This is a genomic window from Bradyrhizobium sp. NBAIM08 (assembly GCF_020193935.1).
GTDB classification, from domain to species: domain Bacteria; phylum Pseudomonadota; class Alphaproteobacteria; order Rhizobiales; family Xanthobacteraceae; genus Bradyrhizobium; species Bradyrhizobium yuanmingense.
Window position 1 is genome coordinate 281486 of record NZ_JADYVR010000009.1, and the last position, 15890, is coordinate 297375.

At 64.2% G+C, this 15890-nt stretch carries 13 protein-coding genes and 1 pseudogene; 8 read left to right on the plus strand and 6 right to left on the minus strand.

What is annotated here, in order from left to right:
* The first annotated feature begins 22 nt into the window (after window positions 1–22).
* Window positions 23–1411, plus strand: a complete 1389-nt coding sequence (locus I6F37_RS28325; RefSeq protein ID WP_225153311.1) for an adenylate/guanylate cyclase domain-containing protein — start codon at window positions 23–25, stop codon at window positions 1409–1411.
* An 88-nt stretch (window positions 1412–1499) separates the two neighbouring features.
* Here I6F37_RS28325 and I6F37_RS28330 read toward each other — a convergent pair whose 3' ends face one another.
* From I6F37_RS28330 to I6F37_RS28350, 5 genes are all read right to left on the minus strand, one after another.
* On the minus strand, window positions 1500–2324 hold the full coding sequence (locus I6F37_RS28330; RefSeq protein WP_074447640.1) for a CarD family transcriptional regulator: 825 nt from the start codon (window positions 2322–2324) through the stop codon (window positions 1500–1502).
* A 344-nt stretch (window positions 2325–2668) separates the two neighbouring features.
* Window positions 2669–3007 carry a ferredoxin FdxA gene (gene fdxA, locus I6F37_RS28335; protein ID WP_018643465.1) on the minus strand — a complete coding sequence of 113 codons (339 nt, stop codon included), beginning with the start codon at window positions 3005–3007 and terminating at the stop codon, window positions 2669–2671.
* A 132-nt stretch (window positions 3008–3139) separates the two neighbouring features.
* Window positions 3140–3391: an RNA-binding S4 domain-containing protein gene (locus I6F37_RS28340; RefSeq protein ID WP_074447665.1), complete on the minus strand. Its 252-nt coding sequence runs from the start codon at window positions 3389–3391 to the stop codon at window positions 3140–3142.
* A gap of 28 nt (window positions 3392–3419) precedes the next feature.
* The gene (locus tag I6F37_RS28345) at window positions 3420–6863 is read right to left on the minus strand and encodes a helicase-related protein (protein WP_225153300.1); all 3444 of its coding nucleotides are present in this window, start codon (window positions 6861–6863) and stop codon (window positions 3420–3422) included.
* Window positions 6864–7567: 704 nt separating this feature from the next.
* Entirely contained in the window at window positions 7568–8386 is an 819-nt protein-coding gene (locus tag I6F37_RS28350; protein WP_225153313.1) for a DUF3108 domain-containing protein, read from the minus strand.
* Between the two features lie 559 nt (window positions 8387–8945).
* Here I6F37_RS28350 and rpmB point away from each other — a divergent pair.
* From rpmB to ftsZ, 6 genes and pseudogenes are all read left to right on the plus strand, one after another.
* Window positions 8946–9254: a 50S ribosomal protein L28 gene (gene rpmB, locus I6F37_RS28355; protein WP_036045358.1), complete on the plus strand. Its 309-nt coding sequence runs from the start codon at window positions 8946–8948 to the stop codon at window positions 9252–9254.
* A 193-nt stretch (window positions 9255–9447) separates the two neighbouring features.
* Window positions 9448–10206 carry a UvrD-helicase domain-containing protein gene (locus I6F37_RS28360; RefSeq protein WP_225153302.1) on the plus strand — a complete coding sequence of 253 codons (759 nt, stop codon included), beginning with the start codon at window positions 9448–9450 and terminating at the stop codon, window positions 10204–10206.
* A 56-nt stretch (window positions 10207–10262) separates the two neighbouring features.
* On the plus strand, window positions 10263–11186 hold the full coding sequence (locus tag I6F37_RS28365) for an ADP-ribosylglycohydrolase family protein (RefSeq protein ID WP_225153304.1): 924 nt from the start codon (window positions 10263–10265) through the stop codon (window positions 11184–11186).
* A 119-nt stretch (window positions 11187–11305) separates the two neighbouring features.
* Window positions 11306–11479, plus strand: a pseudogene (locus I6F37_RS45780) (DUF2235 domain-containing protein); the annotation flags it as partial.
* Window positions 11480–11617: 138 nt separating this feature from the next.
* The gene (locus I6F37_RS28375; protein WP_225128406.1) at window positions 11618–12133 is read left to right on the plus strand and encodes a hypothetical protein; all 516 of its coding nucleotides are present in this window, start codon (window positions 11618–11620) and stop codon (window positions 12131–12133) included.
* Between the two features lie 148 nt (window positions 12134–12281).
* A complete protein-coding gene (gene ftsZ, locus I6F37_RS28380; protein ID WP_225128404.1) occupies window positions 12282–13538 on the plus strand; it encodes a cell division protein FtsZ in 1257 nt (418 codons plus the stop codon).
* Window positions 13539–13722: 184 nt separating this feature from the next.
* Here the strand turns inward: ftsZ and I6F37_RS28385 are convergent, their stop codons facing one another.
* The gene (locus tag I6F37_RS28385; protein ID WP_225128402.1) at window positions 13723–14400 is read right to left on the minus strand and encodes a hypothetical protein; all 678 of its coding nucleotides are present in this window, start codon (window positions 14398–14400) and stop codon (window positions 13723–13725) included.
* Window positions 14401–14561: 161 nt separating this feature from the next.
* On the opposite strand from I6F37_RS28385, the gene I6F37_RS28390 reads away from it, so the two are divergent.
* The coding region (locus I6F37_RS28390; protein WP_225153305.1) for a DUF2235 domain-containing protein at window positions 14562–15890 on the plus strand (1329 nt) is incomplete at its 3' end.

The window sequence follows — 15890 nt, forward strand, 5'->3', positions numbered from 1 at the left end:
AAGCGAGGAGACTGCCGTGACAATGCTCGTCGAGCGCTTCAACCTGCCGGCTGCGCATTCGCCCGCGCCGAGCGAGCGCGATGTCGAAACAGTTCAGTTCGCACAAGCCGCGCTGACGTCCGCCAAGCGGGAGGGCCTGCAACTCGCGGTGCGGGCGCGCTATGTCGCCCTCGTCGTCATTGGCTGCCTGATCATGGTGATCAACCCGGCCTGGGAGCAGCTCTACTACGTGGCGCTGCTCGGCTTGTTCGCACTGATCGGCTGGGCCCAGGTCCGGGTTGGGCGGGTCGGCCTGTCACGGCCGGAATTGGCACTCCTGTTCTGCGACCTGGCGCTGCTGACCTGCCTCATCGTGGTTCCCAATCCGTTCGGAGCCTCGCACTGGCCGGTCGCGATGCAGTACCATTCCGGCAACTTCATCTATTTCTTCGTCCTGCTCGCGGGCGCCACACTGGCCTATACTTGGCGGACCGTGATTGCGGTCGGCGTTTGGACGGCTGCGCTCTGGTTGATCGGCATCGCCTGGGTCTGGTGGCAACCCGATCGCGATCCTGCGCTGACGGCCCGCATCGCGGCCGCAACAGGCAGCGATGAGCGCTTGTTTGCGATGATCTCGCCCAGCGAGATCGTGTTCCACGTTCGCATCCAGGAGATCGTCGTCTTCATGATCGTGGCCATGACCTTGGCGCTCGCGGTCCGCCGCAGCAACGACCTCCTGGTCCGGCATGCCGCGGTGGAGCGCGAGCGCGGCAACCTAGCGCGCTACTTCTCCCCCAATGTCGTGGCGGAATTGTCGAAACAGGACGAGCCGTTGAAGCAGGTGCGCACGCAACACGTCGCGGTGCTGTTCGTCGATATCGTCGGCTTCACGGCCTTTGCCGATGGACGCTCGCCGCAGGAGGTTGTGCGGACGTTGCGGGAATTCCACGGGCTGATGGAGCAGGAGGTTTTCCGCCATAGCGGCACGCTCGACAAATATCTCGGGGACGGGTTGATGGCAACGTTCGGAACGCCCTTTGCCGGCGAGCACGATGCCAGCAACGCGTTGCGATGTGCCCAGGCCATGATCGCGGCGGCGGAGAGTTGGAACGATCAGCGGGCAGCGTCAGGCGAGCCAAAGCTGCATGTGAGCTTTGGCTTGCATTATGGGCCGGTGGTGCTCGGCGACCTCGGGCAGACCTGTCTGGAATTTGCCGTGATCGGCGCGACCGTCAACGTGGCAAGCCGTCTCGAGGCCTTGACCCGCACCTTGGGCTGCGCGCTAGTGGCAAGTGACGACCTCGTCAGCCAGGCGAAGGCCGAGCTGGGCGGTGCAGCCACAACGTTTCAGACATTGGAAGCGCGAGAGGCGCGGGCGGTCCGCGGCATTCAGCAGCCGATCGCGATCTGGACCCAGCCGCGCGGCGCGTAGAGCCGAACTCCCGCGGGCCTCAGGAAAGCCAAACAAAAAGCCCGGCCAAACGGCCGGGCTTTTGATGGCTTGCTCAGAACGAAGCTGCTTACGCGGCCTCGTCGGCGACGGTGCTGTCGTCGCCATCGGTATCGTCGGTATCGCCCTCGGCATCCGTGTCAGCTTCGCCCTCGGCAGCTTCCGCCTTGGCATTGCGGCGCGGGCTCTTGGCGAGCTGCGCCTCGATCTCCTTGACCGCTTCGGTCTCGGTCGAGTGCTGCACCACCGCGATCTCGCGGGACAGGCGGTCGAGCGCCGCTTCATAGAGCTGGCGTTCCGAGTAGGACTGCTCGGGCTGCGATTCCGAGCGATAGAGGTCGCGCACGACTTCCGCGATCGCGACGATGTCGCCCGAATTGATCTTCGCTTCGTATTCCTGGGCGCGGCGCGACCACATGGTGCGCTTGACGCGGGCGCGGCCCTTGAGCGTCTCCAGCGCCTTCTTGACCAGGGCCGGATCGGACAGCTTGCGCATACCGACATTGGCGACCTTGGCGGTCGGCACGCGCAGCGTCATCTTGTCCTTGATGAAGTTGATGACGAACAGCTCGAGCTTCGCACCGGCGATCTCCTGCTCCTCGATGGCCAGGATCTGGCCGACGCCGTGAGCGGGATAGACCACGAACTCGTTGGCCTTGAAGCCCTGACGCTGGGTCACGACCTTCTTTTCCTCGACCTTCGGCGCAGCCGCGGGCTTGGCAGCCGGCTTGGCGGCGACGGGAGCCTTGGCGGGCGCAACGGCAACAGGGGCCTTCGTCGCGGCGGGCTTGGCAGCGGGGGCCTTGGCAGTCACAGGCTTGACATTCAAAGGCTTGGCGGCAGCAGGCTTGGCAGCGGTCGCTTTCGCGGCCGGTTTGGCAGTCTTGTTAGGCATTGCGCTTCTTTTGTTCTTCGAGGACTTTGCAGCCGGCGCCTTCGTCGCGGTCCGACCCTTGGATGCGCTACGGCTGGCCGCGGCGACTTTTTTGGCCTCCTTATGGGAAGCCCTCGCTGAAGTACTCTTTTTACGCGTTTTCTGTGACACAGCCTGCGCGCGGAAACTGCCACGCCCCTGTTCGACATTTGGTTTCACGGGAACCCAGAGGGGCCAACGGGGCTGACGGGGTTCGGCTTAATGTGCCCAATATAGCACATTTCCCGCAAAAATCAATGATTTAGGGGTCTTGAGGGCTGGTTTTCGGCGGCAGCGCCGCTATTAGGGTTAAGTTTGGGCGCGAATTAGTCCCCAGAGCCGGGGTTCGGAGAAAAATATTTCTCGAACTTGCCTTCCATACCGTCGAATTCCTTGGCGTCGGCAGGTGATTCTTTCTTCTGGGTGATGTTCGGCCAGCTCTTGGCGTAGTCGGCGTTGACCTGGAGCCACTTTTCGAGGCCCGGTTCCGTGTCCGGCTTGATGGCGTCGGCGGGGCATTCCGGCTCGCACACGCCGCAATCGATGCACTCGTCGGGATGGATGACGAGCATGTTGTCGCCCTCGTAGAAGCAATCGACCGGGCAGACCTCGACGCAGTCGGTGTACTTGCACTTGATGCAGTTTTCAGTGACGACGTAAGTCATCCAACGCTCCGAAAAGCTCTTTTAGAAGTCGCGGCTTGCCTAGCGCGGATGGCCGGGCGCCGCAAGGTCGGGAAGGCCCGATCATGACGGCTTTGTGTGTTTGATCGATCAAGAAATGAATGCAAAGCGCAATTAATTGCGCGTCCCAAGCTCCTCGTAGAGCACGCGAGCCGAGGCGGCATCGCCACGGCGCTCGTTGAAGGCGGTGACCTTCAGCACGCGCACGGTGCGATCGAGCGCGATGGTGAGGACGTCGCCAAGCTTGATCGCATGGCCCGGCGATGTCTCGCGCACGCCGTTGACCCGGACATGGCCGGTGACGACGAGCTCGGCCGCGGAGGTGCGCGCCTTCACCACGCGCGCGTGCCACAGCCATTTGTCGATACGCTGCCGCTCGGTCGTCGTCGTGGGATTACTCCTTCCGCCCCAGCTGCTCTTTCAGCGCGGCGAGCTTGGCGAAGGGCGAGTTCGGATCGATCGGACGATCGCGCTCGCGCGGGTTCGCGCTCGAGGCGTAGGGGCGCAGTGACGGACCCGACTCGCGATCGCGGCGGTCACGGCCCTTGTCGCGGTCGCGGCCACGATTGTCGCGGCCCTTGTCGCGATCTCCACCGAACTTCTTGTTGTCGCGGTTGCGATCGCGATCCTTGTCGCGGTCTCCCTTGCCCTGGAAGCTGCGATTGCGGTCGTCGCGACGCTCACCGCCCTCGCCGCCTTCACGCGGCTTGCGGAAGTCGCGGCCGCCATCGCGGCGATGGCCGCCGCCATGACGATGGCCCGGCTTCGCGCCGTCGGCTGCTTCGCCGGGCGCGGCGCTCGCAGCATCGGGTGCAGCGCCAGCCTCAGCGCCGGGCCGCGGACGCTGGTTGTTGTGGCGCTGATGGCGATGGCGCTCGTGGCGCGGCTTGCGATCTTCGTGACGACCGGCAGGGCGCCAGACCTCGACCAGCTCAGGCTCGGCCGGTGCGACTGTTGCCTCAGGCGCGGCAGCATCGGGGGATGCAGCAGCTTCCGTCGCGGCGGTCTCGGCGGCAGCCGCTTCGAGGCCGGCAGCCTCGGCGGGCGTCGCAGCCTCTTCTGCGGGCGGCGCGATTCCGGGGGCGTCCTCGGGCGTGACGGGCGCTTCCGGAGACGCTTCCAGCGCCGGCTCCTCGTGAGCCTCCGCAGGAGCGGGCTCGTCGTGCGGCTCCATGCCGGGCGCGTCTTCGACGGTGACGGATTCGGCCGTAGCCTCAGCGGCCGGGGCCTCAGCCGGCAGGCCGGCAACGGCTTCCGCTGCAGCCTCGGTCGAGGTCTCCGCGCTGCCTTCAGCGGGCGGCGTCTCGGCCGCGACGGTCTCAGGGACGATCTGCTCGGTCACGACCTGCTCGGCGACCACAGGCTTCGGCGGCAGCGGCGGGCGCTTCTCCATGCGATAGCCCAGCGCGCGCAGCACGGAGGCGAAATCCTCGCCGGCAGATCCGGTGAGCGAGGTCATCGCCTGCGTCACCACGAAGCTGCGGCCGTCGAACGCGCCGGCGGGCTTTTCGCCCGGCGAATTCTCGCGCCAGGCCAGCGCCGGGCGGATCAGGTCGGCGAGGCGCTCCAGAATGTCGACGCGCACCGCGCGCTCGCCGGCCTGCTTGTAGCCGAGCACGCGATAGGCATCGCGCGGCAGCGCCTTATCGACCGGGAACGAGGTGCGGCCCGAGGAGGCCAGATGCTGCGCGCCCGAGAGCGCGGAGAGATCGACATTGTCCTGCTTCAGCGCCCAGAGCAGCGCGGCGAGCGCACGCGCGGCGGGCTTGAGCAGACCGGGGAAATAGATGTGATAGGCGCCGAAGCGGACGCCGTATTTGCGCAACACGGCGCGCGAGGGCTGGTCGAGATCCTTCAGCTCGCTGGCGATCTTCGGCCGCTCGAGCACGCCGAGCGCCTCGACCAGCTGATAGGCGATGCCGCGGGCAATGCCGGTGACGTCCTCGGCCTTCGACAGCTCGAACATCGGCCCGAGCAGCTTTTCGATGTGCGTCTTGAGCCAGAGCTCGAGCCGCGCCTGCACCTTGTCGCGGGGCGCGCCGGTCAGGCGCTCGTCCGAGATGATGCGGATGCGCGGATGCAGCGCCTCGTCTGCGGCGGCAAGGCGCGCCACGGCATCGCCGGTCCAGCGGATGATGCCTTCGGAGGTGAGCACGAACTGCTCGTCCGGCGCATTGCCCAGCTTTTCGGCGCGCGCGTTGATCTCGCCGGCGAGCACCGCTTGCGCTGCAGCCTGCAAGGCTTTCGCATCGGAGCCGGCTTCCGCCGCATCCGGTGCAAAGGTGAAGCCATCGAGGCGGCCGATGACATGGCCTTCGACGATGACTTCGCCGGTCTTGCCGATTTCAGTATTCAAGCTCGTGTTCTCCCGCAGGCGGCGCATCAATACACTGGTCCGGCGATCAACGAAACGCTCAGTCAAGCGTTCATGGAGCGCATCCGATAATTTATTTTCGACCTCCCGCGCGATCCCCTGCCAGCGTTCCGGGTCTTTCAGCCAGTCCGGGCGGTTGGCGACGAAGGTCCAGGTGCGAATCTGGGCGATTCGGGCCGACAGCGTGTCGATGTCGCCGTCGATGCGGTCGGCCTGGGTGACCTGGGACTCGAACCAGGCATCGGGAATGCAGCCCTTGCGCATCAGGAAGCCGTACAGCGTCGTCACCAGCTCGGCATGGGCGGCCGGCGACAGCTTTCTATAGTCCGGGACCTGGCAGGCTTCCCAGAGCCGCTCCACGGCGGCCTTGCCATGCGCGATATCGCGCACCTCGCCGTCGCGGGCGGCGTGATCGAGCACGCGCATGTCCTCGGCGATCGGCGCGCGCGTCAGCGTCTCGTGGCCGGGGGCGAGGTTCAGCGAGACCTGGAGCGCGCCGAGCGAGGAGAAATCGAGCTTGGAATTGCGCCATTGCAGCACCTTCACCGCATCGAAGGTGTGGTTCTGCAGCGCGTTGACGAGCTCGGGCTCGAACGGCGCGCAGCGGCCCGTGGTGCCGAAGGTGCCGTTGCGGGTGGCGCGGCCGGCGCGCCCTGCGATCTGCGCGAATTCGGACGGCGTGAGGCGGCGGAACTGGTAGCCGTCGAACTTGCGGTCGGAGGCGAAGGCGACGTGGTCGACGTCGAGATTGAGGCCCATGCCGACGGCATCGGTGGCGACGAGATAATCGACGTCGCCGTTCTGGAACATCGCCACTTGCGCGTTTCGTGTGCGAGGGCTTAGCGAGCCCAGCACCACGGCGGCGCCGCCATGCTGGCGGCGGATCAGCTCGGCGATCGCATAGACTTCATCGGCCGAGAACGCGACGATGGCGGTGCGGCGCGGCTGGCGCGTGATCTTGCGGTCGCCGGCGAATTCGAGCTGCGACAATCTGGGCCGCGTGATCATGGACACGCCCGGCAACAGGCGCTCGATGATCGGGCGCATGGTGGCGGCGCCCAACAACAGCGTCTCGTCGCGGCCGCGGCGGTTGAGGATGCGATCGGTGAAGACGTGGCCGCGCTCGAGATCGGCGGCGATCTGGACCTCGTCGACGGCCAGGAAGGAGACGTCGATATCGCGCGGCATCGCCTCGACGGTCGAGACCCAATAGCGCGGGTTCTTCGGCTTGATCTTCTCCTCGCCGGTGACGAGCGCGACGCTGGCCTCGCCGGATCGAGCGGCGATCTTGTTGTAGACCTCGCGCGCGAGCAGGCGCAGCGGCAGGCCGATCATGCCCGAGGGATGCGCCAGCATCCGCTCGATGGCGAGATGGGTCTTGCCGGTGTTGGTCGGACCGAGCACCGCAGTGACGCCCGCGCCGGGGGCGCGCTCGGAGGCGAAGGGAGAGGAGGAAAAAGCCATGTCTAGGGGATTAGGTAATGGCGATTTGGGCGAATGTCAGTGCTATCCGGGGCGGAGAGGGGGCTGGCTCTTCGTTCCTCATCCTGAGGAGCGCGTCAGCGCGTCTCGAAGGATGAAGGCCCGGCTGGTGCTGCTGGGCAAGCCAAGCCCCTCGCCCTTCGAGACGGCCGCTTGCGCGGCCTCCTCAGGGTGAGGGGCACACCGCGGGCGTGAGAGCGCCCGCCCCAAATCCCGCGCAACTGTCTCACTTTGCGACGCTTTTCCCGTTCGCTTTAAGCTTCGGAACGACTCTAGAACGAATCGCGGCCGAATCGCTGACTCCCCTGTGAGTCCCGTTCCGTTCACGCAACATGTCGCGGGACTCGTCTTGGTTGCGCACTAGATGGAGTTTTGCGGAGGCGCACAAGCGAGCGGGGTGGTTAAAGCTGGGGATGGTGTCGAGTCGAATCAGAATCGGGGAGGAGTCAAATGGATTCCCTGAGCAGGCGGGCTGGCCAAACAAAGGGTGCGAAAACAACCCCATGCACAGTAGGTAAGTGATTGATTTTGCTTAGCCTACGCCGAACGCTCGTCATTCCGGGGCGCGACGCAGTCGCGAGCCCGGAATCCATCGCGCAACCGTCTCTGCGGCCTAATGGATTCCGGGTTCGCGCCAAGGGGCGCGCCCCGGAATGACGGCGGAGAGAGCGGTGCGGCCTCCTTGCCTACTGCGTCTTCGCGACCCTTGGCGGCTGGGGCGACGTGATGAAGCTGGTGGCTTCCAGCATGGCCGGGCCGAGCGGCGTCGGCACTTTCAGCCAGAACGGGACCAGGATGCGCGTGCCGGCGATGGGGGCGAACGCGATCTCCATGTTGCGCTGGGCGGCGAGGTATTTGATCACGGGCCGGTCGGGGATGTAGCCGGCGATGGGCACGAAATAGATCGCGCAGACCACGACCGGGCCACGATAGCCCTTCTCCGCCTTCACGGTCTCCATGCGCTTGAAATCGAGCTTGAGCTCGTAGCGCATGCGGCCGTCGAACACCGGCGCGGAGCTGTGGCAGGCGTCCTGCGAAACGGGATCACCGGTGCCGGGCACGCGCAGCAGCGAGGCCGTCATCGGGTCCCACACGCCGCGGCGATGCGCCTCGGTAACGACGATGCGGTCCGGATCGACCGGCGGCTCCGGCAGAATGGCAAAATCCTTCACATTGCCCTTGTCGAGGGTGATGCGGATCTCTTCGGTCTTCTTCTGGGTGGTGGTGGAGGCCTGGTAGCCGGTCGCAACGAGCGCGCCACCAACGACGCGCCCCTGGCTGGCGCCGGTGCCGGACCCGCCCGTGAACGACTTCAAAAGCCCCGTTGTGCCGCCGGCGGCCGCCGCCGAGAACACGTCGTCCTGGATATCGATGTTCCAGGCGCCCTTGCCGACGGGAATGCCCGCCAGCGTCGCCTCATATTGCGCCTCGAGCTTGCCTTGCGCCGCCGCGGGCGCTGCGCCGGACGCCAGGCCCAGCACCGCCGCCAGGCCACAAAGCGCCATCAGCCGGCCGGCCAAGGGGACGTCCAAGCGGACGCCCCGACACAGACAGGCTGAGCGCAGGACTTGCGCGAAATGAAGCGTTGTCGGCACGAAATAATCCAATCAGAGCGCGATATGCTGTTACTTAAGCCAAAACCGGCGACAAACAATGTGTCGGGGCATGCAGCCCCGGGAACTCCACCGGACTCTTCGACGGCGAATACGCCCTTTATGTGATGGTAAGGCGCGACAATCATTGCCGTTTTGGTGATCGGGCGGTAACGGGGGCGGGCCGACCTCTCCCCACCCTCCTGTCATGCCCCGCGAAGGCGGGGCATCCAGTACGCCGCAGCGCTTCTGGTCAGCCGCGCCGCCCCGGCGTACTGGATCGCCCGCCTTCGCGGGCGATGACACCGAGGGTGGGGCGCGAAACCCGCATCCCGATCGCCCCAAAACCTTGACGCAAGGCCCCTTCCCCCCTATACGTCCGCCCGCTCCCTGCAAGGACGAAAGAATTTGCCCCCGTGGCGCCGAAATGGCGGCCGCACTCGTTGGGGGTTCGAACTAAAGGATTTATGCCATGTCTCGCCGCTGCGAACTGACGGCCAAGGGCCCCCTCGTCGGCCACAAGGTCAGCCACTCCAACATCAAGACCAAGCGCCGCTTCCTGCCGAACCTCGTCAACGTGACGTTCATCTCGGAAGCCCTGGGCCGCAACGTGCGCCTGCGCGTCTCCACCAACGCGATCAAGAGCGTCGACCACAATGGCGGCCTCGACGCCTACCTGCTCAAGGCCAACGCCGATGCGCTCTCCCCGCGCGCCGTCGAGCTGAAGCGCGCCATCCAGAAGAAGGTCGGCGACACCCAGCCGGCCAAGCAGGCGAGCTGAGAAGATTTACCGTTAGGGCGGGGGCTAAGTTGCGTCGCGTGGCGTAGGCTTAGCCGAGTAAGAGTTCGAGTAGCGGCCGGATCGGAAGATCCGGCCGTTTTTGTTTTTGTGGAATGCCCTCTGCGACTCAGGGTTGGGCATTGGCCCCATTGCTCCAAATAGATAGGGTCGTGCCTCAGGGGGGAATGCGATTTTGAAGACGCTGCCTCAAGTCGTCGCTACTGCTGAACAGCTACCGCTAATCAGCCAAAACAGATTCGGAGTCGAGGTCATCTGCGGTGCCGCTGGAAGCGGCAAGACTTCGACGGCACTCCTGCGACTGCGATCGCTTTGCTACATGTTTGCCGCTCGACGCAAACGTAGAGGTGATGCCGCTCCTGTTCGCGTTCTTGTTTTAACATACAATAGAACTCTTGCAGGATATGTCCGCTCTCTGGCCGAGCATCAAATCTCCGGCGATCCCGCCGTTGAACTTGAGATCGAGACATTTGGTCGGTGGGCAATGTCGGCGCTGGGCTTTCCCGACGTTGCGGACGATAAGGCAAGGAGAAAGCTTAGAGCGCTGGCTCGGACCTTAGGTGTACTGACGCCCGACTACATTCTGAAGGAAACAGAATATTTGCTGGGCCGCTTCGAGCCAGAGCATTTGGATCGATACCTAACCGCAGAGCGCACTGGTCGGGGCAACCTACCACGCGTCGACAGGAATTTGAGGCGAAGAATCCTCACCGAGGTCGTAACACCGTACATTGAATGGCTCGAACAATCGGATTCGCTGGATTGGAATTCTGTGGCAATCCGCATGGCACGCGATGTTGATCCCATCGGATACAACGTCATCATTGTCGACGAAAGTCAGGATTTCTCAGCCAACCAATTGCGCGCGATTAGGCGGCACCTAGCGGATGATCATGCGATAACCTTCGTGATTGATACCGTTCAGCGCATATAGACCCGCAGCTAGGTGCATTTTGGCAATCCACTTGGGAAAACTCAGGCGGCAGGCCGGTGACGCATGCCATTCAGCAAATGGCGGAAGAAGCTCGAGCCGATCTCGAATTGATATCAAGAATCGAACTCGACGCTAGAGACAGCTACTATCACCGTTGTCTCGAAGAGCTAGGTTGCCTAACCACAAGATTTCGTGGATCTGGCTTTAAGACCGCACTGGCAGCGGCGCTTCTCGCTTACGCATACCGCGATCAGGATCCGGCGGTCGCTCTTGTTGTCGCTGCGAACGAGCTAGACAGTGACACCGACACAATTGCAACTATGGCTGGAGCTGTGCTTGGAGCTGTGTCAAGCGATGCTCCCGAATGGCCCATTCAAGATCGTGCCTACATAGTAAATGAGGCGGTCCGCTTATCTGCTATTGCTCGGGGTGTATCCCGGGAGAGCTTCACCTACCCGGACCTGGGGCATTGGAATCCGCCAACAAAGCAAACCGCGTCAATTGGATTGCACAATGGCAAACTTGCGATAGCGGGACTTGGCTCGCTTGAGCCTCTTGGTCAAGAATATAGAGCTGGCGACGCAGTGTGGCAGTGGCTGATCCTGCCCTTCGGCCAATCCCTACTCGCAAAACGCAAGGCGAACTTGAAAGATAGAATAGATTCCTCGCAGCTCCCTGGTCCATCGCAGGACCCTCTACCAGCCGGAGTGAACGTCAATCGGAGGAAAACGATGACTCAGCCAAGCCTTCCCTTGAATCACTCCGCCGCCCAACACGATGTACAACCGTCAAACTCACCTATGGCGACCCGAGAAGGCATTGACGACTGGACTGACCTCGTTATTCGTTCGAACTTCGACCACTATGAGCTAGGCCGCCTCCTAAATCGATGCATCGACGCCACCAACTCGGTAGAAGCGGCTGTGGCTTTTTCCGCGATTATCGCTAAAGCGAAGCTTGCACGCAGAAAGCGTCGCTGAGAGCGGCGCATGATCGCGCAAGGGAGTTTCATACATAAAATCTAGACCCAGCAAGCGTCGCTTCACTTTGTAATTTCAGCTCTACGCGCCCTCCATAGCATCGCCCGGACGCACATCCCGTGGAGCACGCGCGCGACACCGACCGCGCCCCCTCTCCGAACAACCTCGTCCATCTGTTGGACGGCACCGGCAACGAGATCTCGGAGAACATCTCCAACGTCCTGAAGCTCTATCGCTGCCTGCGCAAGACGGACAAGCCCTCGCCGCGACAGATGGCGCCCTTCGACTCCGGCGGCCGTCACCGCAGCCCCACCCGTAAACACCCCGGGCGTCCGTTAACCGTCCATTAACCAACGCATCCTAGCCTGCTGCAATCGTCCAGCCATCACTAGCTCGAAATCCCTTCCCGGTTCGCTCCAGGAGAAGCGCCGATGTGCGTTGAGTTGTTGACGTATGCCGATCTCGGTGCCCGCCTCAATGTCTCGCGCGAGGCCGCGCGGGCACTGGCGCGGCGTCGCCGGTTGCCGCGTTCGCGGTCGGACGACGGCAAGGCGGTGGTGAGCGTCGATCTCGCCGAGCTCCGGTACACGCCCCGCCCGCGAAAGGGCCGCGGGGCGGACCCCGTCGATGCCTCCATGGCCAAGATCGAGGCAATCAAGATTGGGGCCTTCAAGGCGGAGATCGCGCGGCTCGAAGACGTCGCAGCCGCCTACAGGGCCGTGTTCGAGCGCGAGCGCGAACGTGCCGATCGCCTCGCCGTCGAGCTGACGCAGGCGGCCGCCGAGACGACGGCCGCCAATGCATGGGCGGCACGACTGGAAGACGAAGTGGCGGCGCTGCGGAGCGATCGCCGCCCTGGCGGCTCGATCGCAGGACACGCGGCGCGCCGGTTGGGGCATCTGGCCGCCTTCATCGTGCAAGCAGACCGCGCGGCTAGAGCGCGATGAGATTGGGATGAATCGTCATCGCGCTCCAGGTTTTTGTTCGAGCATGATCTTTTCGGAAAACCGCTTCGCACTTTTCCGGATCATGCTTGCAGGTAGCACGCGAGACTTTCTTTAATCCCCGGCTTGCCGGAGCAATCGCGAGGGAAGAATGACTGGCAACACCGATATCCATGAAATGAAGGCCCGCATCGTCGTGTTCGGCGTCGGCGGCGCCGGCGGCAATGCCGTCAACAACATGATCACGGCCGGGCTGCAAGGGGTCGAGTTCGTGGTCGCCAACACCGACGCGCAGGCGCTGGCGATGTCGAAGGCGAAGCGCCTGATCCAGCTCGGCACGAAGGTGACCGCAGGGCTCGGCGCCGGCTCGCAGCCGGAACTGGGACGCGCCGCAGCCGAAGAGGCGATCGACACGATCCGCGAGCAATTGACCGGCGCGCACATGGTGTTCGTGACTTCAGGCATGGGCGGCGGCACCGGCACCGGGGCTGCACCCGTCGTCGCCAGAATCGCGCGCGAGCTCGGCATTCTCACCATCGGCGTCGTCACCAAGCCGTTCTATTTCGAGGGCCAGCGCCGCATGCGCTTTGCCGAAGCCGGCATCGAGGAGCTGCTGAAGACAGTCGACACCCTCCTGATCATCCCGAACCAGAACCTGTTCCGGGTGGCCAGCGAGAAGACCACGTTCGCCGACGCCTTCGCCCTTGCCGACCAGGTGCTTTACTCGGGCGTGGCCTGCATCAGCGACCTCATCGTCAAGGAAGGCCTGATCAATCTCGATTTTGCCGACGTCCTCTCCGTCATGAAGGAAAAGGGCAAGGCCATGATGGGACGGGGCGAGGCTTCCGGCGAGAAGCGCGTGCTCGCAGCCGCCGTGGCCGCGATCTCCAATCCGCTGATCGAGAATCCCTCGATCAAGCGCGCCAGTGGCCTCATCATTTCCATCACCGGCGGCAAGGATCTCATGCTGTACGAGGTCGACGAAGCGGCGACCCGCATTCGCGACGAGGCCGACCCGGACGCCAACATCATCGTCGGGGCGTCCTTTGACGAAAGCTTAGAAGGCATCGTCCGCGTCTCGGTGGTGGCGACCGGAATCGATAATCTCGATCCGGCGCAGGCGCACCCGGTGGAAACCGCCCTCACCCAGCTCGCCGGCAGGCTGCGCAATGACGGCCGTCGCATCGCCGATCGCATCGAGCGCAGTGCCCCCCTTCCGCAAGCGGCAAGCCCGCCGCTGCGGCCGCAGCCGCACCACCCCGTCGGACCGCCGGCACGGCCGAGCCTGGACCATGCGCAGCAGGCGGCGCTTCAGCCGCTGGATCCTTACGGGCGTGCGCCTGCGCGCAATGCGCCCGACGAGAGCGCTCTCGATATTCCGGCCTTCTTGCGCCGCGCGGCGAGCTGAGCGGCGGCGAGCGGGGAAGTTACCTGCTCGGCAACCAGCGAGCCCAACGACAACTTGTCATCCCGGGGCGCGACGAAGTCGCGAGCCCGGGATCCATAACCACCATCGTGAGTATGGATTCCGGGCTCGCGCCAAGAGGCGCGCCCCGGAATGACGGCGTAGAGCGTGCGCAGCCGCCGAGGCTTCAGGCCGCCGTGCTGTGCGGCTTCTCCGCTGCTTCCTTGTCCGTTTCCTTGTCGCGGGACAGCCAGGCCGGAAAGCGAAGCAGGCGTTCGTTGGTGTCCTTCGGCAGCTCGATGGGCGGGGCTTCAACGGCCGAACTCGGCAAGTCCAGCGCCGCATGGCCGGATCGCACTGCATCCGCGCGCTGATCCAGTTCACGCAACAGGGGATCGAGCACGCTGTCGACCTCGGTCGCCACCGACACCAGGAAACTATTGAGCTCGCGCGCCTCGGGCACAACGGCCGCAGCCGATTCGACCGCCCTGGAGAGACCGTCCACGACAGGTGCAAACGCTCCGGCGGCTTGCTTGATTCGCGTCTTGATCAGTTCGATCTCGCTCAGGACGCGCTCACGCTCCCGCCTTTTCTTCTCCTCCGAAAGGCGGGCTTCAATTTCGGCGATCTGCGCCGCCAGGGTCGTGGCTTCGGATGCGAGCGCATCGCGTCTGCCGCGCGCGCGATCGAGATCGCGGCTGAGATTGTCCACTAAGTCGTCCCTTGCGAACATGGCTTTGCTCCATAGGACAGGCGTTCTGCCCTGTAGGACGGCCTTGGCGCGAACCGCCAGCCTCGCCATCGACCAGATGGCCGGATCGGCCGAAACAGGCATCAACTTCCGTCGCGTCACATGGGCCGACATGGTGATCCCCCATCGTCGACATTAGGCAACCGCATGGTTAACAAGAGGTTAATGTCAACACAGCCTTCGGCCATGGGACCGGGTGCCGGCGACGTCGCCTCCTCGCTGCCATCCATTTTCCGCTATACTCGCCCCGGTAGCATCACCCGGAGGCGCATCCCATGGAATCCGCCCACCCCGCCGACCACAAGGGCGCCGGCAAGAACCTCGTCATCTGCTGTGACGGCACCGGCAACGAAATCTCGGAGAACATCTCCAACGTCCTGAAGCTCTATCGCTGCCTGCGCAAGACGGACAAGACGTCGCCGCGGCAGATGGTGTTTTACGATCCCGGGGTCGGCACCATGACGGAGCCGTCGACGTGGGGGCGCTGGAAGGCCAACATCAAGCTGGTGTGGGGGCTCGCGACCGGATACGGGCTCGATGACAACGTGCTGTCATCCTATTGCTTCCTGGTTCAGCATTACGCGCCCGGCGACAAGATCTATTTGTTCGGCTTCTCGCGCGGGGCTTACACGGTGCGCGTGCTGGCGGGGCTGATCCACAAAATTGGTCTGATCTCGCCGGAGCAGGCGAACCTCTCAGGCTCGGGCCTCATCGCCTACAAGCAATATTCCGGCAGCGGGCGCGGCAACGACGTCGAGGATATCAAGAACATCGTGTTCGACGAGAGCGGGCCGCTGCCGAAGGACGAATTCGACCTCGCCGCGCAGTTCGCACGCATCACCTCGACGCGCTGGCCGACCATCCATTTCGTCGGCGTCTGGGACACGGTGGCGAGCGTGATCGTGCCGCGCGCCGATCGCTTCTACTGGCCGAGCCTGGAGGAGCTCGCCTTCACACTGCGCGATCCCAGCATCAGGATCTTCCGGCAGGCGATCGCGATCGACGAGCGGCGGCGCATGTTCCGCCTGAAGCCCTACGCGGAGCCGCAGGAGTTCTGGAGCAACCGCTACGTGCCTGACGAGAAGAAGGTGCCGCAAGACATCATGCAGGTGTGGTTCGCCGGCGTGCATTGCGACGTCGGCGGCGGCTATCCGGAGGCCGAGAGCGGGCAGTCCAAATATCCGCTGCTCTGGATGATCGACGAGGCCGAGAAGGCCGGGCTGAAGTTCAACCCGCGCACGGTGAACCAGCTCGCCTGGGGCGTCCAGCGCAAGAACTCGCCGTTCACCTACGTCGAGCCCGCTTTTACCGGCAAGAGCGGCATGCTGCACGATTCCATGACGGCGGCCTGGCGCCTGCTGGAGTTCTTGCCGAAGCGCGCGAAGTACAGGGAATGGCCGGCGCGGAAAGTCTATTTCGGCTTCTACATCCCCGATGGCGAGCCGCGCCTGATCCCCGAAGGCGCGCATGTGCATGAGAGTGTGCTGAAGCGCATGGCGGTGGAGCCGGGCTACCGGCCGGTGAACCTGCCGAAGGATTACGTGACGGTGCCGATGCCGGTGCCGCCGGGGGCGGATGTGGGGGCGGAGGTGGAGGGGGTGACG